The organism is Phenylobacterium sp., assembly GCF_036563385.1.
Lineage (GTDB): Bacteria > Pseudomonadota > Alphaproteobacteria > Caulobacterales > Caulobacteraceae > Phenylobacterium.
This window is the reverse complement of record NZ_DATCML010000004.1, coordinates 679,295-703,677: the sequence shown is the minus strand read 5'-3', so window position 1 is coordinate 703,677 and position 24,383 is coordinate 679,295. Positions and strand designations below refer to the sequence as shown.

Sequence of the window (24,383 nt, the reverse complement as noted above, 5' to 3'; positions counted from 1 at the left end):
GTCGGGCACGTCCAAGGCTCCAGCTCTCCCGTTCGTGGTGGAGGATAGGTCTAAGGGGCGCGAGATGTAAGGTCGAGGCGCATGACGACGGCGTCCATCCGCCCGGCCGGCCCCCGGTCGTAGTAGCCGCGGCGCAGGCCTTCGCGCCGGAAGCCCAGGGCGGCGTAGAGGGCGGCGGCGGGGGCGTTGTCGGCGGCCACCTCCAGGAAGGCGGCCTCGGCCCCGGCCGCGCGCGCCGCGCCCAGCGCCGCGGTCATCACGGCGCGGGCCAGCCCCTGCCGGCGGGCGGCGGGATCGACGGCCAGCGTCAGCACCTCCATCTCGCCGGCGACGACCCGGAACAGGCCCATGCCCGCCGGCCGGTCGCCGTCGCGCGCCAGCAGGCCGAACACGCCCGGGCCGGCGAACAGGTCACGGAAGGCGGCGGCGTCCCAGGGCGGGTCGAAGCCGGCGGCGTGGACCTGCGCCAGCGCCTCGGCGTCCCCGGCCGTGGCCCAGCTGAGGGTCACGACGGCAGGCGCGCGTCGGGGGCGCGCAGGTAGAGCGGCCGAAGGGGGGCGGGGTCGCGGGCGGCGGCCAGGCGGGCGACCTGGCGGGCGTCGCAGCCCTCGGCGGCCACCAGCCGGGCGCCGGGCGCGGCGTCGGCCAGCAGCGGCCCGCCCGAGCCCACCAGGGTCAGCGGCCGCCCTTGGGCCAGCTCGGCCAGCCGGGCGGCGGCGACGCCCAGCGGCAGGACGGCGGCCGCCATCAGCGGCCGGCCGTCCTCGAAGGCCTGCAGGTAGAGCTGGTCGCGGCGGGCGTCGATGGCGGCGAACACCAGGCCCTGGGCCTCGGCGGCCAGGGCCTCCAGCGCGCCGACCCCCGCGGCGGGGATCGCCAGCGCCGCGGACAGACCCTTGGCGAAGGCGACGCCGACCCGCAGGCCGGTGAACGAGCCCGGGCCCACCGTCACCCCGATCCGCTGCAGCGCCGAAAACGGCAGGCCGGCTTCGGCCATCACCCGCTGCGTCATGGGCGCCAGCCGCTCCTGGTGGCCGCGGGCCATCAGCTCGGACGCATGCGCCCGGACGCGGCCGCCATCGAGCACGGCGACGGAGCAGGCGTTCAGGCAGGTGTCGAGGCCAAGGACGATCACCGGCCGCGGTTAGACGATCCGGCGCGCCGCGGAAAGGGTCAGCCCAGCGTCTGCTCGACGCGGGTCACCTCGGGGACGTAGTGCTTCAGCATGTTCTCCACCCCGGCCTTGAGGGTGGCGGTGGAGGACGGGCAGCCCGAACAGGCGCCGCGCATGTTCAGCCAGACCACGCCGGTGTCGGGCTCGAACCTGGCGAACAGGATGTCGCCGCCGTCCTGCGCCACGGCCGGGCGGATGCGGGTGTCCAGCAGGTCCTTGATCTCGGCGACGATCTGGGCGGTCTCGCCCTCGTAGACGCCCTCGTCGTGGCCGCCCGACGCCTGCTCGCCCGCGCCGGCGAACAGCGGCCGGCCGGAGGTGAAGTGGTCCATGATGGCCGCCAGGACCGGCGCCTTCAGGTGCGGCCAGTCCGAGGACGGATGCTTGCCCACCGTGATGAAGTCCGGCCCGAAGAACACCCGGGCGACGCCCTCGATGTCGAACAGGTCCGCGGCCAGCGGCGAGGCCTGCGCCTCCTCGGCGTCGCGGAAGTCGCGCGTGCCCTCGCCTGTCACCGTGCGGCCGGGGAGGAACTTCAGCACCTCGGGGTTCGGGGTGGGCTCGGTCTGGATGAACATGCGCCAGATGTGGCGCTGAACCCCGGCCGCGGCAAGCCCTAGGCCAGTTCGGCGATCTCGGCGTCGGTGAGGTCGCCAGGGACCAGGGTCACCGGCAGCTTGCGGTCGCCCCACCTCACGCCGTCCTTGGCCAGAGCCGCCACCAGGGGGCCGGGCCCGCGGCCGCCGACGGCGGCGGCGAGCACCAGGATCTTGATGTCGGGGTCCTGGGCGATGGCCTTCTTCAGCCCGGCGCGGACGTTCTCGGCGTCGACGATCAGGAACTCGGGCGGGAAGCCGGTCTCCTGCTGCACCAGGCCGGCGGCCTCCTGCAGCACGGCCTCGGCCTCGTCGCGGGCCTGGCGCTGGATCTCGGCGCGCACGCCGCTCCAGTGCTCGAACTCCGCCGGCTCGATCACCCGCAGGATGGCCACGTGGCCGCCGGTGGAACGGGCGCGCCGGCAGGCGAAGCGGAGCGCCGCCTGGAACTCCGGCGTGTCGTCCGAGACGACCAGGAACTTGCGCTGGCTGGTGGTGCTCATGCGAGGACGGTGCGGCGGCCGGGGCCGCCGCGCAAGCCCGTCAGCCGGCCCAGTAGCCGACCAGCGCCTTGACCTCGGCGACCGTCGGCGCGGCAAGCGCCCGCGCCCGGACGGCGCCGTCCGCCAGGATGCGGTCGATCTCGGCCGGGTCGGACAGCAGCCGGCGCATCTCGCCGCCGATCGGGCCCATCACCGCCACGGCGAGGTCGGCCAGCTTCGGCTTGAAGGCCCCGAAGCCCTGGCCGGCGAACTCGGCCAGCACCTCGGTTTCCGGCCGGTTGGCCAGGGCCGCATAGATCGCCACCAGGTTCTTCGCCTCGGGCCGGCCGGCCAGCTCGTCCAGGGTCTCCGGCAGGGGCTCGGGGTCGGTCTTCGCCTTGCGGATCTTCTGGGCGATGGCGTCCGCGTCGTCGGTCAGATTGATCCGCGAATTGTCCGACGGGTCCGACTTGGACATCTTCGCCGTCCCGTCGCGCAGGCTCATGACCCGCGCGCCGGGCCCCTGGGTCAGCGGCTCGGGCAGGGGGAAGAAGCCCGGCGCCTCGTAGTCGTGGTTGAACTTGCCGGCGATGTCCCGGGTCAGCTCCAGGTGCTGCCTCTGGTCCTCGCCCACCGGCACGCGGGTGGCCTTGTAGAGCAGGATGTCGGCGGCCTGCAGCACCGGGTAGGTGTAGAGGCCGACGCTGGCGCGCTCCTTGTGCTTGCCGCTCTTCTCCTTGAACTGGGTCATCCGGTCGAGCCAGCCGACCCGCGCGACGCAGTTGAACACCCAGGCCAGGTCGGCGTGCTCGGGCACCGCCGACTGCGGGAAAATGGTGGCGACCTTCGGGTCGAGGCCCGTGGCCAGGTAGGCGGCGGCGATCTCGCGCACCTGGTCCTTCAGCTTCTTCGGGTCCTGCCACACGGTGATCGCGTGCATGTCGGCCACGAAGATGAAGGTCGGCGTCTCGTGCTGCAGGCGCGCGAACTTCACCAGGGCGCCGAGGTAGTTGCCCAGGTGCAGGTCGCCGGAGGGCTGCACGCCGGAGAGCACGCGCTGGGGGCCCGCATAGGGGGCAGGAGCTTGATCGGTCATGATGTGGGCTTCTGGACGGAACGGACGGTGGGGCGCAAGGGGTCGCGCCCGCGTTCGGCGGGTCAGCGGGTCAGCGGGTCAGCGCCATCGCCCAGCGATCTTGGCCGTGTTCGTCGCCATAGGCGGGTGGATAGTGCGTGGCGCTACCTAGGGCAACTCCCCCTCTCCCGCGCCGCAGGCGTGGGAGAGGGTAGGGTGAGGGCCGGCTGGGATCGGTCTGCCGCTCCGGATGCCGACCGAGGGCCCTCGACTCCCCATCCGGCGCGAGAGCGCCGCACGAGCCGGCCCTCACCCTACCCTCTCCCGCAAGCGGGAGAGGTATTGGTCAAAGCATGTCCACGGGCGGGGCCGGGTCGCCCTTACGCCGGCGGAGCAGGGCCTTGGCTTCGGCCGGCGTGACGCCGCCGAAGGCGAAGAGCAGGACCGGGTACAGGCCGAGCCCGATCCCGCTCAGCACGAAGATCATGATCTCCTTGGCCGGCAGGCCGGCGGCCGTCACCGGCGCCTCCAGCTCAGGGCGGAAGTGGTTCGCCAGCGCCAGCAGGCCGCCCAGCACCAGGCTGGCCGCGGCGACGCGGCCGATCTTGAACAGGGCCGTGGCCGAAGGCCGGTAGACGCCGCGCTTCTGCAGCGCGAACCACATCTGGACGACGGTGATCCAGGCGGCGATGGAGGTCGCCGCGGCGATCCCCCAGAAGCCCACCAGATAGAACAGGGCGACGCCGAGGACGATGTTTACCGCCACGCTGATCAGCGAGAACCGCATCGGCGTCTTGGTGTCCTGGCGCGCGAAGAAAGCGGGCTGGAGGATCCGCAGGAGGACGAAGGCCGGCACGCCCCAGCCGTAGTGGAACAGCAGCTGGCCGGTGGCCACCGCGTCGGCCTTGACGAACTCGGCCCGGGTGAAGAAGCCGTCGATCAGATAGACGGGCATGGCCATCAGGGCCGCCGCCGCGGGCAGGCTGAGCGCGAGGGCCCAGACGAGGCCCTGATCCATGGCCTGCTGGGCGTCGCCGTGGTCGTCCTTCTGGAGGGCGGCGGACAGGCGCGGCAGCAGGGCGACGCCGATCGCCACGCCCACCAGGCTCATAGGCAGCTGGTAGAGCCGGTCGGCGACATTCATCCACACCCGCAGCCCGTCCACCTGCGAGGCCAGGATGCCGGAGATGAAGATGTTGATCTGGGTGGCGCTGTTGGCGATGGCCGCGGGCACCGCCAGCCGGATCATCGCCTTCATCTCGGGGGTCAGTTTCGGGCGGACCAGGCGGATGCGGCCGCCGGCCTTGCGCGCCCCCCACCAGCAAAGCGCCGCCTGGCCGATCCCGGCGATGATCACCCCGTAGGACGCGGCGTAGGCGGCGTCGACGGGATCCTTCTGCGGGATCACGACCGCCAGCATCACCACGTTGAGGATCGTCGGGTAGAAGCCCGAGACGATGAACCGGCCCCGCGCGTTCAGCACGCCCGAGAACAGGGCGGCGATGGCCATGCACGGCAGGTAGGGCATGGTGATCTGGGTGAGGATGATGGCCAGCTTGAACTTGGCCGGATCGTCGGCGAAGCCCGGATTGATCAGGTACATCAGCCACGGCATGGCCAGCTGGCAGGCGATGCACAGAGCCACCGTCGCCGCGGCGACGGTAGCCAGGGCGTCGGCCGCGTAGCGGTTGGCGTCGCCGTCGCCGTCGGCCGCCAGCCTGCGCGAGTAGCTGGGCACGAAGGCCGCCGCGAAGGCGCCCTCGGCGAAGATCCGCCGGAACAGGTTCGGGAACGCGAGCGCCGTGTAGTAGGCGTCCGCCGCGATGGTTTGGCTGGCGCCCAGCCGGGCGGTGATCACCAGGTCGCGGGCCAGGCCCATGATCCGGCTGACCAGGGTCAGGGCCGCGAAGATGGCGGAGGACCGGATCAGGCCGCCGCGCTTGGGCGTGGGATTGGTGGCGGGATTGTCGGTCACGGCGCCGTTGGTCGGCTGAGTGGCCGCCGGCGTCAAGCGGCCCGGGCGCCGCGGGGGTGGAGGTTCGGCGGAGAGGGCAAGGAGAGGGCCTAGCGCGCGACGCTCGCCCGGGCCTTCTGCAGGTGGGCCCGGCGGCCGGCGCCGTCCTCTTCGCCGGCGGTCAGGGCGGCGAGCAGGGCGGTCTTCAGGGCGTTGCGCTTGCGGGCGTCGGCGAGCTTCCGGCCGTTGGCGTCCACCACATAGAAGGCGTCCACCGCGCGCTCGCCGTAGCTGTCGATGTGCGCCGAGACGATCGAGCAGCCGGCGTCCGCCAGGGTGCGGGCGAGCGCCGCCAGCAGGCCCGGCCGGTCGCGCCCGGAGGCCTCCACCACCGTCGAGGTCTCGGAGGCCTCGTTGTCGAGCATCACCGTCGGCGTGATGGCGAAGGCCGCGGTGCGGCCGAGGTCGGTCTTGCGCGCCGCCTCGCCGCGCACCGGCTCGCCGCGCGCCGCCGCCGCCAGGGCGTCGGCCAGGCGGTCGAGGGCGCGGGGGTTCTGGTCGCCGAACGGCTGGCCGGTGACGTCCTGGATGTAGAAGACGTCGAGCGCCTGGCCGGTGCGCGAGGTGAAGACCCGGGCGCCCACCACATTGCCGCCCGCCGCGGTGATCGCCTCGGCCAGGTCGACGAACAGCCGGGGCCGGTCGGCGGCGGCCACCACCAGCTCGGCGGCGTTGCGGTCGGTGCGGACCCGGCCCTCGGCCGCCGCCCCGCCGGTCGCCCGCCGCGCCAGCGCCGCGTGCGCCCGCACCTCCTCGGTGGCGAAGGCGGAGAAGTAGGCGTCCTCCATGGCGTCGGCCCAGGGCTCGGTCTGCGGATCGTCCTTGGCCAGGGCCACGCGGGCGTCGTAGGCGGCGTTCTCGTAGTGGCGCTTCAGGGCGGCGGCGGCGTCCGAGCCGCGGCCGCCGCGGAAGACCGCCTCGGTGGCCGCATAGAGCTCGCGCATCAGCTGGCCCTTCCAGCCGTTCCAGACGCCCGGGCCCACGGCGCGGATGTCGGCGACGGTCAGCACCAGCAGAAGGCGCAGCCGCTCGGGCGTCTCCACGATGCGGGCGAAGTCGGCCACCGTCCGCGGGTCGGAGACGTCGCGCTTCTGGGCGTAGTCGCTCATCACCAGGTGATGCTCCACCAGCCAGGCCACCAGCTCGATCTTGGAGCGCTCCAGGCCCAGGCGTTCGCAGGCCTGGCGCGCCGCCCGGGCGCCGGCCTTCTCCTGGCCGCCCACCCCGCCCTTGCCGGTGTCGTGCAGCAGCATGGCCAGGAACAGCGCCTCGCGGTCGGCGATCAGCGGCATCACCTGGACGGACAGCGGATGGTCGTCGGCCAGGCGCCCGTCGGCGATGTCGGCGATCACGCCCACGGCGCGCAGGGTGTGCTCGTCCACCGTGTACGAGTGGTACATGTTGAACTGCATCTGGGCGACGATGCGCCCGAACTCCGGGACGAAGCGGCCGAGCACGCCGGCCTCGGTCATCAGGCCGAGCGTCCGCTGCGGGTCACGCCCGCGGGCGAGGATGTCCAGGAACACCTTGGCGGCATGGCGGTCGCGGCGCACCGCCGAGGTGATCAGGGCGGCGCAGCGGGAGGCGGCCGTGAAGGCGTCGGGGTGGAGGTCCAGGTTGCGCTGGTCGGCGATCCGGAACAGCCGCAGCAGGTTCACCGGATCGCGCTCGAAGGTTTCCGGCCCGTCGATGGCCAGGCGCCCGCCGACCTCGTGGAAGCCCGGCTCGTCGAGGGGCTTCCGCTTCGGCTTGCGGTTCGGCAGCAGGCGCGAGATCCCGGTGGGCCGGCTCTTCACCTGCTCGGCCTCGAGCTTGGCGGCGAACACCCGGGTCAGCGCCCCCACCTCCTTGGCGATCAGGAAGTAGCGCCGCATGAAGCGCTCCACGGCGGGGTTGTCGCCGCGGTCGCCATAGCCCATCCGCCGGGCGATCTCCGGCTGCAGGTCGAAGGTCAGCCGCTCTTCCGGCCGGCCGGTGGTGAAGTGCATGTGGCTGCGCACCGCCCACAGGAAGTCGAAGGCCCGCACGAAGGTGCGCACGTCGCGGCCTTCGAACATCTCCAGCTGCAGGACGCGCTCGATGCTTTCGCCCGGGTTCAGGTACTGGGCGATCCAGAACAGGGTGTTGAGGTCCCGGAGGCCGCCCTTGCCCTCCTTGACGTTCGGCTCGACGAGGTAGCGGCTGGCGCCGGCCCGGGCGTGGCGGTCGTCCCGCTCCTTCAGCTTGGCGGCCACGAACTCGGCGCCCGTGCCCTTAACCACGTCGGCCTGGAAGCGCCGCACCAGCTCGGCCGCCAGCTGCTCGTCGCCGGCCAGGCGGCGGGCCTCGAGGATCGAGGTGCGGATGGTGAAATCCTCGCGCGCCAGCCGCACGCACTCCTCGATCGTCCGCGAGGCGTGGCCGACTTTGAAGCCGAGGTCCCACAGGGCGTAGAGCATGTACTCGATCACGCTCTCGGCGTGGGCCGTCTGCTTGTAGGGCCGCACGAACAGCAGATCGATGTCGGAGAAGGGCGCGAGCGTGCCCCGGCCGTAGCCGCCCACGGCCATCAGCGCCAGGCGCTCGCCCTCCGTGGGGTTGCGGGCCCGGAACACGTGGACGGTGGTGAAGTCCCACAGCGCGGAGACCACCTCGTCGGTGACGCCGGACAGCAGGCGCGCCGTCTCGATGCCGCCCGCCCCGTTCTCCAGCCGCTCCTTGGCGATCATCCGCCCACGGAACAGAGCCGCCTTCAGGATCTCCAGCGCCGCCTTGCGCTGCGCCGCCTCGTTGCCCAGCTGCTCGAGCGCCGCCGCCGACAGCTGCGACCGGAGCTTCACCCCGTCGACGACGTACTCGATCCGGGTCGGGCGAAGGCGGGGGGGCATGGGGGAAGCATATAGGACGCGTGTCGCGATTTCCGCACTCATCTCCTCTCCCTTTGGGACCCACTCCTCTCCCCCCACACGAAGTGGGAGGGGAGAGGCTGGGTGAGGGGCGGCGCGTGCGACCGTGATCCGCCGCTGGCCGCCCGAGGGCCCTCTTCCGGCGCCGCAGCCCCTGCGGCTAAGCTCTCACCATGGGCCGCATCCGTACCCTCAGGGACAGGACGCCACGCGACCGCGCCCGGGCGCTGCGTCGCGAGGACACCTCGGCTGAGGCGCGGCTCTGGGGCGCGCTCCAGGATCGCCGTCTCGGCGGCTGGAAGTGGAAGCGACAGGTCCCGATCAGCCCGTTCATCGTCGACTTCTATTGTGCGGAGGCCCAGCTCGTCGTGGAGCTCGATGGCGGCCACCACTCCGAAACCGAGGCGTACGACGCGCGACGGACGGAGTGGCTGGCGGCTCAGGGGCTGCGGGTGATCCGGTTCTGGAACTTCCAGGTGCTGGAGGATCGCGGCGCGGTGTGTGACGCCATCCTCGACTCCTGCGGCGGCGAGGCCGAGGGCCCTTGGCCCGCCAACGGCGGATCACCCCTGCACGAGCCGCCCCTCACCCCACCCTCTCCCCGCAAGCGGGAAGAGGAGTAAGGGGACAGCGCGCCAGCTCTTACAGCATCCCCTTCAGGCGGTAGAGGGCGTCCATGGCTTCGCGGGGGCTCATGCCGTCGAGGTCGAGGGTCTTGAGGGCCTCTTCCACTTCGCTGGGGCCACGCAGGCCGTCGGCCGGCGCTTCCGCCACGGCGGCGAACAGCGGCAGGTCGTCGAGCTTGGCCGGGCCGGCGGCCTCGCGCTCGAGGCGCTCCAGCACGTCCTTCGCGCGGGCGACCACCGTCGGCGGCACCCCGGCCAGCTTGGCCACCTGCACCCCGTAGGAGCGGTCCGCCGGGCCAGGGCCGGCCTCGTGCAGGAAGATCAGGTCGCCGTTCCACTCCTTGGCCTTCAGGCTGAGGTTGGAGACGAAGGCCAGCCGGCCCTCGAGGACCGCCAGCTCGTGGTAGTGAGTGGCGAACAGGGCGCGGCAGCGGTTGGTCTCGTGCAGGGCCTCGGCGCAGGCCCAGGCGATGGCCAGGCCGTCGTAGGTGGCGGTGCCGCGGCCGATCTCGTCGAGGATCACCAGGCTGCGCGGCGTCGCCTGGGTGAGGATGGCGGCGGTCTCCACCATCTCCAGCATGAAGGTGGAGCGGCCGCGCGCCAGGTCGTCGCCCGCGCCCACCCGGCTGAACAGCCGGTCCACGACGCCCAGCCGCAGCCGCTTGGCCGGCACGAAGCAGCCGGCCTGGGCGAGCACCGCCAGGATGGCGTTCTGGCGCAGGAAGGTCGACTTACCCGCCATGTTCGGGCCGGTGACGATGGACAGCCGGGGCGCCACGGCCCCTGCCCCGTCCAGCCGGCAGTCGTTGGGGGTGAAGGCGTCGCCGGCGCGGCGCACCGCCGTCTCCACCACCGGGTGGCGCGCGGCCTCGGCCTCGAAGGCGGTGGAGCGGTCCACCGTCGGCCGGGTGGCGCCCACGTCGTCGGCCCACTCGGCGATGGCTGCGGCCACGTCCAGCCGGGCGGCGGCCTCGGCGGCGGCCTGGATGTCGGCGGCGATCCGGCAGGCGGCGTCGCGCCAGGCCTCGAAGGTCTCCACCTCGATGGCCAGCGCCCGCTCGGCGGCCTGGGCGATCTTGGCGTCCAGCTCGGCCAGCTCCACCGTCGTGAAGCGCACCTGGTTGGCGAGCGTCTGGCGGTGGATGAAGGTGGCGTTCAGCGGCGCCTGCATCAGCGGCTCGGCCGCCTTGGCGGTGCACTCCACGAAGTAGCCCAGCACCGCGTTGTGGCGGACCTTCAGCGCGATGCCGCTTTCCTCGGCGAGCCGGGCCTCCAGCTGGGCGACCACCCGGCGGCTGTCGTCGCGCAGGGCCCGGGCCTGGTCGAGCTCGGGCCGGACGCCCGGGGCCACATAGCCGCCGTCGCGCGCCAGGGCCGGCAGCTCGGCGCCCAGGCCGGCCGCCAGCAGGTCGCGGAAGGCCAGCAGGTCGGCGTGCAGGTCGGGGTTCAGGGCCGCCAGGGCCTGGGCGATCTCGGCCGGCGGGTTGACCAGCGGGTCGCGGGTCTGGGCGAAGAGGGCGACGATCGCCTCGGCCGCCACCAGGCCGTCGCGCAGGGTCCCGAGGTCGCGCGGGCCGCCGCGGCCGAGCGCCAGGCGCGACAGGGCGCGGGCCATGTCGCCCAGGCTGCGCAGCTGCTCGCGCAGGCGCTGCCGCTGGCCGCGCTGCTCGCAGAACCAGGCCACTGCGTCGAGCCGCGCGTCGATGGCGGCTGGGTCGAGCAGCGGGCGCGCCAGCCGGGCGGCCAGCAGGCGGGCGCCCGGCGCGGTGACGGTGCGGTCGATGGCGGCCAGCAGGGAGCCGTCGCGGCCGCCCGCCTGGGACCGCTCGATCTCCAGGCTGGCGCGCGTGGCCGGATCGATGGCCATGACGTCGGTCTCGCCCGCCCGGCGCGGCGGCGACAGCGCCGGCAGGCGGCCGGCCTGGGTGGTCTCCAGGTGGGCGGCGATCAGGCCGAGCGCCGAGACCTCGGCGCCGCCCAGCTGGCCGAAGCCGTCCAGGGTGTCGACGCCGTAAAGCCGCTTCAGCCTGGCTTCCGAGGCCGAGGGCTCGGCCAGCGCCTGCGGCAGGGGCTGGACGAAGCCGCCGGAGACCTTGAGGGCCGCGTTGACCGCCTCGTCCGAGAACAGGCGGTCGGGGACCAGCACCTCGGAGGGGCCCAGCGCCGCCAGGGCCGAGGCGAGGCCGGACACCGAGGTGGCCAGCACCTCCACCTCGCCGGTGGAGAGCTCGACGGAGGCCACCGCTGCGGCGCCGGCCCGGATCGCCACCGCGGCCAGGCGGTTCGCGCCCCGGGCGTCCAGCAGGCCGTCCTCGGTCAGGGTGCCGGGGGTGACCACCCGGACGATGTCGCGCCGCACCACCGACTTCGACCCGCGCTTCTTGGCCTCGGCGGGGTCCTCCATCTGCTCACAGAGGGCGACCTTGAAGCCGGCGCGGACGAGCTTGGCCATGTAGGCCTCGGCGGCGTGCACCGGCACGCCGGCCATGGGGATCGGCTGGCCCAGGTGCTGGCCGCGGGCGGTGAGCGTGATGCCGAGCGCCGCGGCGCCCTTCTGGGCGTCCTCGAAGAACAGCTCGTAGAAGTCGCCCATCCGGAAGAAGATCAGCGCGTCCGGCTGGCGGGCCTTGGCGTCGAAGAACTGCGCCATCACCGGCGAGGCGCCGGCGGCGGGATCGGGCGTGCCCGAGAGCTGGGCGGCGGGGGACGGCGCGTTCATGGAACGGGCGACGCTATCTTAACGAATCGCTTCGCGGGAGGCCTTGAACCTGCGCCCTAGGGTCCCAAGCTGTGGATGGATGTCCCAGGCCCGTGGAGCGTCGTCCGCCGCCGTGATCTTCCCGCCCGGCCCCGCCGATGCGGAGGCCCTGGCCCACGTGCACGTGACCAGCTGGCGCGAGACCTACCAGGGCCTGCTGCCGGACGCCTTCCTGGCGCGGATGAGCGAGCCGGGCTTCGCCCGCCGCTTCGCCCGCGAACTACAGCGCCTTGAAGGCCCTGTCACCCTGGCCGCCGCGGACCGCGGCGGGCTCGTGGGCTACGCCAGCGGCGGCCCCTCGCGCCGAGGCCTCCCCAACGAGGCCGAGATCGCGGTGCTCTATGTGCTCAGGCGGGCGCAGGGCCAGGGCGTCGGCCGTCAGCTGCTCGCCCGCACGGCGCGCGCCCTGCGCGACCAGGGCTTCGGCTCGCTGGTGATCTCCGTCCTGCGCGACAACACCCGCGCCCGGGGCTTCTACGAGCGCCTGGGCGGCGTCGCCGAGCCGGCCCGCCGCGAGCCCGGCCCGGGCGGCGGCCTGCTGTGGGAGGTGGCCTACCGCTGGCCGGACATCCGGCGCGTGAGCGGCTAGGCGCCGCCTAGATCTCCGCCGCCTCCGGCGCCGCATAGGTCAGGCTGACGAAGACGTCCTCGAGGTCGGGGTCCTCGGTGGAGATGTCGCGGATGTGCAGGCCGGACGCGCGGATCGCCGCCAGCACCTGCTCGACGCTCGACTGGCCGGTTCGGTAGCTCACCGAGAAGCCGCCGGACTTCAGCAGCTTGGTCTCGAAGCCGGGCAGGCTGGGGGCGGCGGCGAGCGGCTCCTCCGGCGTCACCAGGACGTTGCGGGTGTCCATGCGGCTGAGCAGGGTGGCGGTGGGCTCGCAGGCCACCACCTGGCCGCGGTTGACGATGGCGATCTGGTCGCAGAGCTCCTGGGCCTCTTCCAGGTAGTGGGTGGTGAGCACGATGGTCACCCCCTTGCGGTTCAGCTCGACCACGTAGTTCCAGAGCTGCCGGCGCAGCTCCACGTCGACGCCGGCGGTGGGCTCGTCGAGGATCAGCACCGGCGGGTTGTGGACCATGGCCTTGGCGACCATCAGCCGGCGCTTCATGCCGCCGGACAGCTGGCGGACATAGGCCTTCTCCTTGTCGGCCAGGCCGAGCGCCGTGAGCAGCTCGGTGGTCCGGCGCTCCTTCGGCGGCACGGCGTACATGCCGGCGGCCACCTCCAGCGCCTCACGCGGCGTGAAGAACGGGTCGGCGGCGATCTCCTGCGGCACCACCCCGATGGCGGCGCGGGCGTCTCTCGGCCGCTCGTCGATGTCGCGGCCCCAGATGCGCACGGTGCCCGAGGTCTTCTTGGTCAGTCCGGCCAGGATGTTGATGAACGTGGACTTCCCCGCCCCGTTCGGCCCCAGCAGGCCGAAGATCGAGCCCCGCGGGATCGCCAGGTCGAGGCCCTTCAGCGCCCGCATCTCGGGCGTGGTCTTGGTAGCGGCGTAGGTCTTCACGAGGCCCGTGGCCTCGATCGCGTACTCGGGTAGGTCCATGCCCCGTCCAGTCGTTGACGGCGAAAGCCGCGATCCCGTACCTAGGCGCGCGCCGCGCCCGCGGCAATGAAGAGGTTTCTGAAGCCATGGCCCGCCGCGTCCGCAACAAGGGTGTCGAAGCCCAGGCCCGTCCCGAGCCGATGCCGGCCCGCCCGGCCATCGCCGCCGACCTGCCGGCCCCCGAGGTCATCACCGTCCGCTCGGGCCGGGTGGCCTGCGACGGCGTCGGCGGCGCGCTCGGCCACCCGCGCGTCTGGCTGGAGATGGGCGAGGCCAGCTTCGTGGAGTGCCCCTACTGCGACCGCCGCTTCGTCCTCGCCAAGGACGCCGGCGAGGGCGTCGAGGACGAGCGCCTGGCTCCCGGCGTCTACGAAGGCCCGCACGGGCACTAGGCCTCAGCGCGGGGCGATCGGCTTCCAGCGCGCGGTGACCTCGCGGGTCTCCCGGTCGAAGGTCCAGTAGCAGCCGGCGAAGGGCTGGTCGAAGGCGCGCGCGATCGGCTCGCCCAGCAGCTTGCAGAGCAGCAGCGCGCTGACCCCGCCGTGGCCGACGATGGCCACGTCGCCGGGCGACGAGGCGGCCAGGCAGCGGTCCACCGCCGCCGCCATGCGGGCCTGCGCGTCCACCGCCCGCTCCCAGCCGCGGACGCTCTGCTCGGGATTGGCGAAGAAGGCGTCGGCCATCTTCTGGAACTCGGCCTCCACCAGGTAGCCGGTGGCGCTGCGGTCGTTCTCGTGCAGGTCGGGCTCCACGCGGGCGGAGAGCGACAGCGTCGCCGACAGGATGCCCGCCGCCTCCACGGCCTTGGTCTCGGCGCTGCTCCAGATGGCCGCCAGCTTCGCCACCGCCGGCGAGCCGGCGAAGGTCTGCATGCGGTCGGCGCCGACCTCCGACAGCCCCCACTGCGGGACCGGCGTGGCGGGGTCGATGTTCACCTCCGGGTGGGTGACGACCAGGACGCTCGCCACCGATCCCTCCGCGTCAGACGCGCAGCGGCATCAGGATGTACTGGACGTCGGCGTCCGCCGGGTCGAGCACCAGGGCCGGGTCGTTGGGGCCGCCGAACCGGAGCTCGGCGGTGTCGCCGGAGATCTGGTCGGTGATGTCCAGCAGGTAGCGGGCGTTGAAGGAGAGCTCGAAGGGCTCGCCGTCGTACTCGATCTCCAGCTCCTCGACGGCCTGGCCGGCCTCCATGTTGCGCACGGTCAGCACCACCCGGCCGGGCTCGATGGCCATCCGCACCGAGCGGCTCTTCTCCGCCGAGATGGTGGCCACCCGGTCGACGGCCTTGGCGAACAGCTGGGCGTCGACGATGACGATGCGGTCGTTGCCCTTGGGGATGACCCGGGCGTAGTCCGGGAAGTTGCCGTCGATCACCTTGGAGGTGAGCGCCGCGCCGTTTAGCTCGAAGCGGATCTTCTGCGGGCTGATCTGCAGCTCAGCGTTCTCGCCGGCGTCATCCAGCAGGCGGCGCGCCTCGCTGATGGTCTTGCGCGGCACGATCACGCCGGGCGCGCCCACGGCGCCCTCCGGCGCCGGCATCTCGGCGAGCGCCAGTCGCGAGCCGTCGGTGGCCACGGCGCGCAGCTTCGGCGCTCCGCCGTCGCTCACCGTGTGCAGGTAGAGGCCGTTCAGGTAGTAGCGGGTCTCCTCCGCCGAGATGGCGAAGCGGGTCTTGTCGATCAGCCGGATCAGATCGGTGACGTCGACAGTCATCTGGCCGGAGAGGCCGTCCGAGCTCATCACCGGGAAGTCGCCGGCCGGCAGCACCGGCAGGTTGAAGCGCGAGCGGCCGGCCGCCACCGTCAGCCGCGGGTCCTCGCCGGTGAACGACAGCACCACGTCGGCGCCTTCCGGCAGCTTGCGGACGATCTCGTAGAGGGTGTGGGCGGGCGCGGTGATCTGGCCCGGCTGGTCCACCTGGGCCATCGCCTCGTCGATGATCTCCATGTCGAGGTCGGTGGCCGAGAAAGTCAGCCGGTCGCGCTCGGCCGACAGCAGGACGTTCGACAGGATGGGGATGGTGTTGCGCCGCTCCACGGCGCTCTGCACGTGCCCCAGCGCCTTCAGGAGCGCCGCGCGCTCGATCGTCAGCTTCATACCTTGGTCCCGGACCTCATATGCGCAGGGGCGAACCGCCCTCGCGCCCCCGACAGGAAGGGACCTGCGACATTAGCCATTTTCCGTGTCCGGGGAAGAGGCGGAACGTAAGGCGAAGCCGCTCTGCGCCATCTGCTCCACAGGCAGCGCCGCTCGGCGACTCCTCTCCCGCGCCGCAGGCGTGGGAGAGGAAGCGACGGCGCGCGCCGCCCTAGGCCCGGGTGTCCACCGAGCCGCCGCCCGCGGGCTGCTCGTCGTTGGCGGCGTAGGGGTTTCCGGCCCCGTCGGCGGGCGACGGCGCGGCCCCGGCGGCCTTGGCCGCCACGACCACGGTGGCCGGCCGCACCAGCCGGCCCAGCAGCTCGTAGCCCGGCTGCATCAGCTGCAGCACGGCGCCCGGCGCCACGCCGCCCTCGGCCGGCTGCTCGGCCATGGCCTGGTGCTGGTGCGGGTCGAACTTGTCGCCCGGCTTCGGGGCGATCTTCTTCAGCCCGTTGCGCTCGAAGGCGGTCTGCAGCTCCTTCTCGGTCATCTGCACGCCCACGACAAAGTTCTTCACCACGCTGTCCGGGTGGTCGGCCGGGGCGTGCGCCGTGGCCATGGCCAGGTAGTCGGCGGCCGCCAGCAGGTCCTTGGCGAACTTCTGGATGGCGTAGGCGCGCGCGTCGTTCGCCTCGCGCTCGGCGCGGCGACGGGTGTTCTCCATGTCGGCCGCATAGCGGAGCACCTGCTCGCGCAGGCCCGCGGCTTCGGCCTTCAGGGCGGCGAGCTGGCCGGCGTCCTCGTCGGCGAAGTCGAAGGCCTCGGCGTCGTCGGCGGGCGTCTTGTCTTCGGACATGTGTCTCTTCGGCTTCCTATTGAGCGTTCATCACCTGGCCAAGCACGCGGGCGGTGTAGTCCACCAACGGAATGACCCGGGCATAGTTCAGTCGCGCGGGCCCGATCACGCCGATGGCGCCCAGCACCCGCTGCGAGCCCGTCATATAGGGTGCGGCGATCACCGCGGAACCCGAAAGCGAGAACAGCCGGGTCTCCGCCCCGATGAAGATCCGCACCCCCTGGCCGTCGCGGACCCCGTCGAGCAGCTGGATCAGCTGCTCCTTGTGCTCAAGGTCCTCGAACAGGGAGCGGACCCGCTCCAGGTCCTCCACCGCCTCGCGGCTCTCCAGCAGATTGGCCCGGCCGCGAACGATCAGCGCCCGGTCGTCGTCGCCGCCGCCGCCCCAGGCGGCCAGCCCGTCCTCCACCAGCCGCGCCGCGGTCTCGTCGAGCTCGCGCTTGGCGCGGTCGAGGTCCGAGCGCAGGTCGGCCTTGGCCTCGGCCAGGGTGCGGCCGCGCAGGCGCGCGTTCAGGAAGTTGGCCGCCTCGGTCAGGGCCGAGGGCGTGACCCCGGCCGGCAGCCGGATCAGCCGGTTCTCCACCGTGCCGTCCTCGAAGACCATGATCGCCAGGGTCCGCTCCACGCCCAGCGAGACGAACTCCACGTGCTTGACGCCGGCGTCGCGGATCGGGGTGACCACCACCCCCGCCCCGCCGGCCAGGCCCGACAGGATGGCGGTGGCCTCGTTCAGCGCCTCCTCGAAGTTGCGGCCGTGGGCCCGGAGCCTGGCCTCGATGGAGCGCCGCTCGTCCTCGCCCACGTCGCCCACCTCCAGCAGGCCGTCCACGAACAGCCTGAGCCCCGCGTGCGTCGGCAGCCGCCCGGCGCTGACGTGCGGCGCGCCCAACAGGCCGAGCTGCGTCAGGTCCTGCATGGTGTTGCGGATGGAGGCCGGGGACAGGGTGATCCCGCTCTTGGAGAGCGTGCGCGACCCCACCGGCTCGCCGGTCTCGAGGTAGCTTTCCACGATGCGGCGGAAGATGTCCCTCGCGCGTTCGTCGAGTTCGGCGAGCGACGGCCCGCGGGCCAGGAAGGGACTGCTCACTTGGGCTTCGTGCTGTGCTCTGACTGCGCCCATGGACTGGACCTGTTCGATCTAGGATAAGCGCGACCTTCGTTGGCGCAAGACGCCCGTACGCACCTTGGAGTTCCACCCATGCGGCCGTCCGAACGCACCCCCGACCTGCTCCGCCCCGTCCGCCTCGAAACTGGCGTGAACCGCTACGCCGAGGGCTCCTGCCTGGCGAGCTTCGGCCACACCCGGGTGCTGATCACCGCCAGCGTGGAAGAGAGCGTGCCGCCCTTCCTGCGCGGCCGCGGCCAGGGCTGGGTCACCGCCGAGTACGGCATGCTGCCCCGCGCCACCCACACCCGCGGCCGCCGGGAGGCCGCGCAAGGCAAGCAGTCCGGGCGCACCCAGGAGATCCAGCGGCTGATCGGCCGCTCCATGCGCGCCGTCATCGACATGAAGGCCCTGGGCGAGCGGCAGATCACCCTCGACTGCGACGTCATCCAGGCCGACGGCGGCACCCGCACCGCGGCGATCACCGGCGCCTGGGTCGCCCTGCGCATGGCCACGCGCTACCTTCTGGACGAAGGCGTGATCGCCAAGGATCCGATCCTCGACCAGGTGGCCGCCATCAGCTGCGGGGTGTTCTCGGGCACGCCGGTGCTCGACCTGGACTACGAGGAAGACTCCAACGCGGAGGCCGACGCCAACTTCGTGCTGACCGGCAAGGGCGACATCGTGGAGATCCAGGCCACCGGCGAGAAGCGCGGCTTCTCCGAGGCCGAGTTCGAGGCGCTGTTCAGCCTGGCCCGCAAGGGCATCCGCGAGCTGTGCGACCTGCAGAGGCAGGCGGCGGGCGGCTGACGTCGAGCTGCGGAGCAGGGCGGCGGGCGGCGGATTAGGCCGCCCGCGTCCAACTGTTCCTTAGAAGCCGCCGAACAGGCCGCGGACCGCCTGGGGCGGGAGGCGGCCGAGCTCGCGCGCCAGGGGCGCGAACATGGCGTCCAGGAAGCGTTCGATCTTGGCCATCATGGCTCGACACTCCTCTGCTGCAACTGCGAACATCGCGTTGCTGCAGCGCATATAGGAGCGCCGAATTCACGGATCAAGGAATTGCAGCTCCTTGGGCTGCAACGGCGTCACAATGGCGCACCGGTGTGTGTGCAGCGCAACATCCGCAGGGTCCCGGCCGGCGCCTGAACGCGGTCGCCCATCAGCCCGGCGGCGTACGGAGGCGCTGGCCGCCAATCGCATCGCCGGCGTCAGGCGTTCAGGACCTGCTCCAGGGCCGCCAGCATGGGCGCAAGGCCGACCGGCTTGCCGATGTGCTGGTCGGCGCCTGCGCCGATCGAGGCCAGTCGATCATCCAGGCTGTCATGGCTGGTCACCATGACCACCGGCGTCCGGACGATGGCGTGGTCCGTTTCCCAGGAGCGGAAGTTCCTGAGCGCCGTCAGCCCGTCCATGCGGGGCATGGAGATGTCCATCAGCACGATGTCGTAGGCCCGGATCTGAAGCTTTTCGAACGCCTCCAGCCCGTCTTCGGCGGTTTCGGCCTCGATCCCGAGGGCGGTCAGGATGGCGCCCAAGGCCTGGCGATGCCCCTGGTTGTCGTCGACCACCAGGCCGCGCAGGGCGGCTGGCGAGCTGGCTGACAGGGATTCCGACATGGCGCCTCCAGCCGAAGCGTTGCCATGCAGCTGGTGTTCAACCGGTTACCATACGCGGCGGCGCGGCGCTTTTGAGCTATCACCGCATCCGCTGGGGCGCCCTATTCCTCCTCGTCCGCTGCCGCGTCGTCGTCAGGACCTGGCTCGTAGAGCAGCAGGTCGCCGGGCTGGCAGTCGAGTTCGCGGCAAAGGGCGGCCAGGGTGGTGAAACGCACGGCGCGGGCCTTGCCGGTCTTCAGGATGGACAGGTTGGCGATGGTCACGCCGACGCGGTCGGCAAGCTCCGTGAGCGACATGCGCCGCTCGAGCAGGACGCGGTCCAGGTGTACGCGGATCGGCATGCAGGGGTCCTAGATCGTCAGCTCGGCTTCGCGGCGCAGGCGCGCGCCCTCGCGGAACACCTCGGCGAGCACGAAGACCACCAGGACCGAGAACCAGGCGGTCAGGCTGAAATTGGGTTCGTTGCGGATCACGTCCGACAGCAGCCACTGGGAGGCGCCCCACACGGCGTAGCGGCCGAGCTCCAGCCCGGCCAGGATCAGGCCGATGAAACGCAGCCGCTGGACATTGTCCGGGTGGAAGGGATCGCCGGCGGTCAGCGTCGCGAAGATGCGCCGCAGGGACCAGACGATCGCCAGGATGCCGCCCAGGTAGAGCCCGCCGGCGGCCAGCCCGCCGGCCACCACAGGCACCGGCTCCTGGATCTCGCCGAAGTCGCCGGACAGCTTGAGGCTCTGCAGGAACTCGGGGTTGAAGCCCATCAGCAGGGCCAGGAAGATCAGCACCACGACGACGGCGAGGCCGATCCACAGCGCGTAGTAAACGACGTCCAGGATGACCTTCAGGAAGCTGGAAACCGAGCCTGGCCCGAGCGCGCGCATCTTCACCCCTCCGACGCCTGGACCCGGCCGGGCCGCAGGCGCCGGCGCGGGTCGGGCGACCCCCATACAGGCGAAGCCTATTAGATCGCGACGCCGGCGGCGACCGCGGCGAGCGGGGTCGCGGCCAGGGCCATGAAGAAGACCAGGGCGTAGCGGTCCATGGCGGACATCATCGAAGCGAACATCTCACATCTCCATTTGTCTGCTGCACTGCAGCGTTTGGTGGGGCGGCGAACCCCTCCCCGATGTGAAAAACGATATGCCCGCATTGAAAGTCGATCAAATTAATATCGAGTAACGATATTAAACTTTCGCAATGCAACACCGCGCGCTGGCGCTATGGTCGCCCGCCGCTGAAGGAGTGACCCATGCCCCTGACCCTGGAGCCCGGCGCCCGGCTGGTCGTCGCCACCCACAACCCCGGCAAGGCCCGCGAGCTCGCCGAGATCCTGGAGAACCGCTTCGAGCTGGTCACCGCCGGCGAACTGGGGCTGGGCGAACCGGACGAGACCGAATCGACCTTCGTCGGCAACGCCCTGCTGAAGGCCCGCGCGGCGGCCGACGCCACGGGCCTGGTGGCCATCGCCGACGACTCCGGCCTGTCGGTGGCGGCGCTCGACGGGCAACCCGGCATCTACTCGGCGCGCTGGGCGGGTCCTGGCAAGGACTTCATGGTCGCCATGCGGAAGGTGGAGCAGCGGCTGGAGGAGGCCGGCGCCGAGGACTTCTCCGCCTGGTTCACCAGCGCGCTCGCCGTGGCCTGGCCGAATGGACCCGCCGTGGTGGTCGAAGGGCGTATCGACGGGACCCTGACCTTCCCGCCGCGTGGCGACCGGGGCTTCGGCTACGACCCGATCTTCGTGCCGGAGGGCCACGACCGCACCTTCGGCGAGCTCGACCCGGCGCAGAAGGACGCCATGAGCCACCGGGCCCGAGCCTTCGCCAAGCTGAAGGCGGCGTTGCTCTGAGCCGGCGCCCTCCCCACCTGCCGCGCCATGACTGACCTCCCGCCGCTGGGCGTCTACGTCCACTGGCCCTACTGCGCGCGGATCTGCCCGTACTGCGACTTCAACGTCTTCCGCGACCGCGGCCGAACGGACGAGCAGGCGGCGCTCGCCCGGGCCATCGTGGCGGACCTGGAGGCGCAGCGGGCGCTGACCGGGCCCCGTGGCCTGGTCTCGGTGTTCTTCGGCGGCGGCACCCCGTCCTTGATGGACCCGTCCTGGGCCGCCGAGGTCGTGGCGGCGGCCCGCCGCCTCTGGACCGCGGCCCCCGACCTGGAAGTCAGCCTCGAGGCCAATCCGACCGATGCGGAGGCCGCGCGGTTCGCCGGCTTCGCCGAGGCCGGGGTCGATCGCCTGTCGCTGGGCCTGCAGGCGCTTGACGATGCGGCCCTGGCCTTCCTCGGCCGCAACCACGACGCGGCCCAGGCGATCCGGGCCGCGGAGACCGCCGCCCGGGTCTTCCCGCGGCTTTCCGTGGACATGATCTACGCGCGGCCGGCGCAGACGCCGCAGCTCTGGGGCCAGGAGCTGTCGCAGGCGGTGGCGCTCGGCGCCGAGCACGTCTCGCCGTACCAGCTGACCATCGAGGGCGGCACCGCCTTCGACCGCGCGGTCCGTCGCGGCAGGATAACCCCCGTCGATCCCGACGCCGGCGCCGCGCTCTTCGAGACCACCCAGGCCGTCCTGGAGCGCGAGGGGTTCGAGGCCTACGAGGTGTCGAACCATGCGCGCGGAGATGCGGCTCGCTCGCGCCACAACCTCGTCTACTGGCGGGGCTGGGACTACGTGGGCGTCGGCCCAGGGGCCCATGGCCGGATCACCACCGCCGCCGGCCGGGAGGCCACCTTCGCAGCCCCGCGACCGTCCGACTACGTCGCCGCCGTGGACCGGACCGGCGTCGGGTTCGAGACACGCGAGACCCTGTCGCCCGTCGAGGCCGCGGAGGAGCGGCTGCTGGCGGGGCTGCGCATCGACGAGGGCGTCGCCTACCGCGAGATCGCCGCCCTGGCCATTGACGCCGCCCGGGTCGGCCGCCTCGTGGAGCTCGGCCTGCTCGCCGAGGACCCGGCGCGCCTTCGCGCCACCCGGCCCGGCCGGCTGGTGCTCGACGCCGTCACCCGCGAGCTGCTCGCCTAGGCGTAGCGAGGCTCGGCGGTGGCCGGCCCGCCCGCGGCGCCCAGCGCCCATTCCAGGTCCGCGAGATACTGGTCGGCGACCTGCGCGTGCACGGGCGACAGCATCAGGTGCAGGCTCTTGGGCTCGGTCGTGACGCCGGTGAACCAGCCGCGCTCGCGCAGCTTCGCCCAGACGGCCACGCAGTCCACGTCTTCACGGGTGAACGCCAAGAGGCCGAGCTGCGGGTCGCCCAGCACCCGGAAACCCATCTGCGTGGCGCCCTCGGCGATGCGCTCGCGCGCCTCGGTCACCTGGGCGTGCTTGCGGCGGTAGCCGTCCACGCCCAGGAAGTTCATCACCGCCCAGGCGGAGGCGATGGCGCCGCCCGGGCGGGTCCCGGCGAGGGTCGGCGTCACCATCCGCCCGCCCGGCCAGTCGCGGAAGTCGAAGGCCATCAGCTGGTGCAGGTCCTCCGAGCGGAAGAACACCGTCGAGGCGCCCTTGGCGCAGTAGCCGTACTTGTGCAGGTCGGCCGACATCGAGCGCACGCCGGGGAGGCTGAAGTCGAACGCCGGGATGTCGACGCCGTTCATCCGCACGAAGGGCGCGATGTAGCCGCCCACGCAGGCGTCCACATGCAGCCAAAGGTCCCGCGCGACCGCCAGCTCGGACAGCGCCGCGATCGGGTCGATCAGGCCGTAGGGGAAGTTCGGCGCCGAGCCGACGATCATCACGGTAGCGGCGTCGGCCGCAGCCGCCATGGCCTCGGGATCCGCCAGGAACGCCTTCAGCGGCGTGCGGCGGACCTCGATCTCCATGACCGCGCAGGCCTTGTCGAAGGCGGGGTGGGCCGAGCGCGGCAGGACCAGGTTCAGGGGCCCGGTCACGCCCCTTGCCTTCCGGGCGTGGTCGCGGGCCGCCTTAATGGCCATGGTGATGGAGTCCGTGCCGCCCGAGGTGATGGCGCCGCGCGCGCCCTCCGGCGCGTTGAACAGCTGCAGGCCGAATCCGACCACCTCGTCTTCCATCCGCTTCAGGCTGGGGAAGGCCGCCGGCCCCAGGCCGTTCTCGGACATGAAGAGGGCGTAGGCCTCCTTCTGCACCTGCTCCACCTCGGCCCCGGCGTTGAACACGTAGACCGCGGTCTTGCCCTCGCGCCAGCGCACGTCGCCCTCGGCATAGGCCAGCATCTCGCCCTTCACGGTCGGCCAGTCCCGGCCCGTCTGCGGCAGCGGCGTGCGCATGTCGTCCTCCGTCTCGTTCCCTTGCCGCCGATCTTGGCGCCTTGCCTTTCGGCGCGCGAGCGGCGAACCCTCGCCGCATGGCTCGGCTGCTGCCCACCCCCGCCCTCGACGACGCGCCGCTGGCCCCGGGCCTCTATGTGGTGGCCACCCCGATCGGCAACCTGCGGGACATCACCCTGCGCGCCCTCGACGTCCTGAACGCGGCCGACCTGGTGCTGGCCGAGGATACGCGGGTGGCCGGCAAGCTGCTCTCGGCCTACGGCCTGTCCGCCAAGCTGGCCCGGTACGACGAGCACGCCGCCGAGCAGACCCGGCCGCGGGTCATGGCGGCGCTCGCCGAGGGCCAGCGGGTGGCGCTGATCTCGGACGCCGGGACTCCGCTGGTGTCGGATCCCGGCTACCGGCTGGTCCGCGAGGCCGCGCAGCTCGGGCATCCGGTCTTCCCCATCCCAGGGGCTTCGGCCCTGCTGGCCGGCCTGTCCGTCGCCGGCCTGCCCACCGACCGGTTCCTGTTCGCGGGGTTCCCGCCGCCGAAGGGCGCCGCGCGGCGCACCTTCCTGGCGGAGCTGGCCGGCATCCGCGCCACCCTGGTGTTCTTCGAGGGCGGCTCGCGGCTGGCCGACAGCCTGGCCGACATGGCCGCGGTGCTCGGCGACCGCGAGGCCGTGGTCTGCCGCGAGCTGACCAAGCTCTACGAGACGGTGGTGCGCGGGCCGCTGTCGGCGCTCGCCGCAGACCCGCAGTTTGAAGCCCCCAAGGGGGAGTTGGTGGTGCTGGTCGGCCCTGGCCGCGAGACCGAGGCGACCGCCGCCGACGTCGACGCCGCCCTGGCCGACGCGCTCACCCGCCTGAAGCCGGCCGACGCGGCGGCCGAGGTGGCCAAGGCGCTCGGCCTGCCGCGCCGCGACCTCTACCGCCGGGCCATGGAGCTGAGGGCCGGCAAGTGAGCCAGGCTCGCTCGGCGCGGGGCGCAGCCGCCCGGCGGGCGGGCCGGCGCAGCGAGGTGCTGGCGGCCGTCTGGCTGATGCTGAAGGGCTACCGCATCCTCGGCTTCCGCCTGCGCACCCGGATCGCCGAGATCGACCTCGTGGCGCTCCGCGGCCGGACGCTCGTGGTGGTCGAGGTCAAGCGCCGGGCGAGCCTCGCCGACGCGCTGGAGACAGTCACCTTCGACCAGCGCGATCGCCTGCGACGCGCCGGCGCACTGCTCGCGGCGCGCCGCCCGGCGCTGAGGGATGCGACGGTTCGCCTCGATCTGGTGGCGCTCGCACCCCGCAGGCTTCCTGTGCATATTCCCGACGCTTGGAAGGGCGCCTGAC

25 protein-coding genes are annotated in these 24,383 nt (G+C 72.4%); 8 read left to right on the top strand and 17 right to left on the bottom strand.

What is annotated here, in order from left to right; genetic code table 11:
* Window positions 1-50 precede the first annotated feature (50 nt).
* From VIL67_RS04360 to VIL67_RS04330, 7 genes are all read right to left on the bottom strand, one after another.
* A complete protein-coding gene (locus VIL67_RS04360) occupies window positions 51-509 on the bottom strand; it encodes a GNAT family N-acetyltransferase (RefSeq protein WP_332047616.1) in 459 nt (152 codons plus the stop codon).
* Window positions 506-1,132: a tRNA (adenosine(37)-N6)-threonylcarbamoyltransferase complex dimerization subunit type 1 TsaB gene (gene tsaB / locus VIL67_RS04355; RefSeq protein ID WP_332047986.1), complete on the bottom strand. Its 627-nt coding sequence runs from the start codon at window positions 1,130-1,132 to the stop codon at window positions 506-508. Before tsaB ends, VIL67_RS04360 begins: the two co-directional genes overlap by 4 nt.
* 41 nt (window positions 1,133-1,173) lie before the next feature.
* A complete protein-coding gene (locus VIL67_RS04350; RefSeq protein WP_332047615.1) occupies window positions 1,174-1,752 on the bottom strand; it encodes a NifU family protein in 579 nt (192 codons plus the stop codon).
* Between the two features lie 38 nt (window positions 1,753-1,790).
* Entirely contained in the window at window positions 1,791-2,273 is a 483-nt protein-coding gene (locus VIL67_RS04345; RefSeq protein ID WP_332047614.1) for a universal stress protein, read from the bottom strand.
* Between the two features lie 40 nt (window positions 2,274-2,313).
* Entirely contained in the window at window positions 2,314-3,348 is a 1,035-nt protein-coding gene (gene trpS, locus VIL67_RS04340; RefSeq protein WP_332047613.1) for a tryptophan--tRNA ligase, read from the bottom strand.
* 325 nt (window positions 3,349-3,673) lie between these two features.
* Window positions 3,674-5,302 carry a murein biosynthesis integral membrane protein MurJ gene (gene murJ / locus VIL67_RS04335; protein WP_332047612.1) on the bottom strand — a complete coding sequence of 543 codons (1,629 nt, stop codon included), beginning with the start codon at window positions 5,300-5,302 and terminating at the stop codon, window positions 3,674-3,676.
* Between the two features lie 89 nt (window positions 5,303-5,391).
* Window positions 5,392-8,208: a [protein-PII] uridylyltransferase gene (locus VIL67_RS04330; protein WP_332047611.1), complete on the bottom strand. Its 2,817-nt coding sequence runs from the start codon at window positions 8,206-8,208 to the stop codon at window positions 5,392-5,394.
* Between the two features lie 191 nt (window positions 8,209-8,399).
* Between VIL67_RS04330 and VIL67_RS04325 the strand changes: the two genes are divergently transcribed.
* Window positions 8,400-8,849, top strand: coding sequence for an endonuclease domain-containing protein (locus VIL67_RS04325; protein WP_332047610.1), 450 nt, complete (start codon window positions 8,400-8,402; stop codon window positions 8,847-8,849).
* Window positions 8,850-8,868: 19 nt separating this feature from the next.
* Here VIL67_RS04325 and mutS read toward each other — a convergent pair whose 3' ends face one another.
* Window positions 8,869-11,571 carry a DNA mismatch repair protein MutS gene (gene mutS / locus VIL67_RS04320; protein ID WP_332047609.1) on the bottom strand — a complete coding sequence of 901 codons (2,703 nt, stop codon included), beginning with the start codon at window positions 11,569-11,571 and terminating at the stop codon, window positions 8,869-8,871.
* Between the two features lie 79 nt (window positions 11,572-11,650).
* On the opposite strand from mutS, the gene VIL67_RS04315 reads away from it, so the two are divergent.
* A complete protein-coding gene (locus VIL67_RS04315; RefSeq protein ID WP_332047608.1) occupies window positions 11,651-12,199 on the top strand; it encodes a GNAT family N-acetyltransferase in 549 nt (182 codons plus the stop codon).
* Window positions 12,200-12,206: 7 nt separating this feature from the next.
* Here the strand turns inward: VIL67_RS04315 and VIL67_RS04310 are convergent, their stop codons facing one another.
* Window positions 12,207-13,160 carry an ABC transporter ATP-binding protein gene (locus tag VIL67_RS04310; protein ID WP_332047607.1) on the bottom strand — a complete coding sequence of 318 codons (954 nt, stop codon included), beginning with the start codon at window positions 13,158-13,160 and terminating at the stop codon, window positions 12,207-12,209.
* 86 nt (window positions 13,161-13,246) lie between these two features.
* On the opposite strand from VIL67_RS04310, the gene VIL67_RS04305 reads away from it, so the two are divergent.
* Window positions 13,247-13,552 (top strand): zinc-finger domain-containing protein, encoded by a 306-nt coding sequence (locus VIL67_RS04305; RefSeq protein WP_414696183.1) that lies wholly within the window; start codon window positions 13,247-13,249, stop codon window positions 13,550-13,552.
* A 3-nt stretch (window positions 13,553-13,555) separates the two neighbouring features.
* On the opposite strand, the gene VIL67_RS04300 is transcribed toward VIL67_RS04305, so the two are convergent.
* The 4 genes from VIL67_RS04300 to hrcA form a co-directional block, all read right to left on the bottom strand.
* Entirely contained in the window at window positions 13,556-14,128 is a 573-nt protein-coding gene (locus VIL67_RS04300; RefSeq protein WP_332047606.1) for a histidine phosphatase family protein, read from the bottom strand.
* Between the two features lie 13 nt (window positions 14,129-14,141).
* The gene (gene dnaN, locus VIL67_RS04295) at window positions 14,142-15,260 is read right to left on the bottom strand and encodes a DNA polymerase III subunit beta (protein ID WP_332047605.1); all 1,119 of its coding nucleotides are present in this window, start codon (window positions 15,258-15,260) and stop codon (window positions 14,142-14,144) included.
* Between the two features lie 211 nt (window positions 15,261-15,471).
* Complete coding sequence (gene grpE / locus VIL67_RS04290) at window positions 15,472-16,098, bottom strand: nucleotide exchange factor GrpE (RefSeq protein WP_332047604.1); 627 nt, start codon at window positions 16,096-16,098, stop codon at window positions 15,472-15,474.
* Window positions 16,099-16,114: 16 nt separating this feature from the next.
* Complete coding sequence (gene hrcA / locus VIL67_RS04285; RefSeq protein ID WP_414696182.1) at window positions 16,115-17,185, bottom strand: heat-inducible transcriptional repressor HrcA; 1,071 nt, start codon at window positions 17,183-17,185, stop codon at window positions 16,115-16,117.
* Between the two features lie 111 nt (window positions 17,186-17,296).
* Between hrcA and rph the strand changes: the two genes are divergently transcribed.
* The gene (gene rph / locus VIL67_RS04280) at window positions 17,297-18,013 is read left to right on the top strand and encodes a ribonuclease PH (protein ID WP_332047602.1); all 717 of its coding nucleotides are present in this window, start codon (window positions 17,297-17,299) and stop codon (window positions 18,011-18,013) included.
* Window positions 18,014-18,411: 398 nt separating this feature from the next.
* Here the strand turns inward: rph and VIL67_RS04275 are convergent, their stop codons facing one another.
* From VIL67_RS04275 to VIL67_RS04265, 3 genes are all read right to left on the bottom strand, one after another.
* Window positions 18,412-18,819, bottom strand: a complete 408-nt coding sequence (locus VIL67_RS04275; RefSeq protein ID WP_332047601.1) for a response regulator — start codon at window positions 18,817-18,819, stop codon at window positions 18,412-18,414.
* Window positions 18,820-18,920: 101 nt separating this feature from the next.
* Window positions 18,921-19,160, bottom strand: a complete 240-nt coding sequence (locus VIL67_RS04270) for a helix-turn-helix domain-containing protein (RefSeq protein WP_332047600.1) — start codon at window positions 19,158-19,160, stop codon at window positions 18,921-18,923.
* A 9-nt stretch (window positions 19,161-19,169) separates the two neighbouring features.
* The gene (locus tag VIL67_RS04265) at window positions 19,170-19,700 is read right to left on the bottom strand and encodes a DUF2975 domain-containing protein (protein WP_332047599.1); all 531 of its coding nucleotides are present in this window, start codon (window positions 19,698-19,700) and stop codon (window positions 19,170-19,172) included.
* A 368-nt stretch (window positions 19,701-20,068) separates the two neighbouring features.
* Between VIL67_RS04265 and rdgB the strand changes: the two genes are divergently transcribed.
* Together rdgB and hemW are read left to right on the top strand one after the other, a co-directional pair.
* Window positions 20,069-20,668: an RdgB/HAM1 family non-canonical purine NTP pyrophosphatase gene (gene rdgB, locus VIL67_RS04260; protein ID WP_332047598.1), complete on the top strand. Its 600-nt coding sequence runs from the start codon at window positions 20,069-20,071 to the stop codon at window positions 20,666-20,668.
* Window positions 20,669-20,695: 27 nt separating this feature from the next.
* Window positions 20,696-21,841 carry a radical SAM family heme chaperone HemW gene (gene hemW, locus VIL67_RS04255; protein ID WP_332047597.1) on the top strand — a complete coding sequence of 382 codons (1,146 nt, stop codon included), beginning with the start codon at window positions 20,696-20,698 and terminating at the stop codon, window positions 21,839-21,841.
* On the opposite strand, the gene VIL67_RS04250 is transcribed toward hemW, so the two are convergent.
* Window positions 21,838-23,064 carry a pyridoxal phosphate-dependent decarboxylase family protein gene (locus VIL67_RS04250; protein WP_332047596.1) on the bottom strand — a complete coding sequence of 409 codons (1,227 nt, stop codon included), beginning with the start codon at window positions 23,062-23,064 and terminating at the stop codon, window positions 21,838-21,840. The genes hemW and VIL67_RS04250 overlap by 4 nt on opposite strands.
* A 77-nt stretch (window positions 23,065-23,141) precedes the next feature.
* Between VIL67_RS04250 and rsmI the strand changes: the two genes are divergently transcribed.
* Both rsmI and VIL67_RS04240 read left to right on the top strand, forming a co-directional pair.
* Entirely contained in the window at window positions 23,142-24,011 is an 870-nt protein-coding gene (rsmI, locus tag VIL67_RS04245) for a 16S rRNA (cytidine(1402)-2'-O)-methyltransferase (protein ID WP_332047595.1), read from the top strand.
* The gene (locus tag VIL67_RS04240) at window positions 24,008-24,382 is read left to right on the top strand and encodes a YraN family protein (protein WP_332047594.1); all 375 of its coding nucleotides are present in this window, start codon (window positions 24,008-24,010) and stop codon (window positions 24,380-24,382) included. Before rsmI ends, VIL67_RS04240 begins: the two co-directional genes overlap by 4 nt.
* Window position 24,383: the final 1 nt, after the last annotated feature.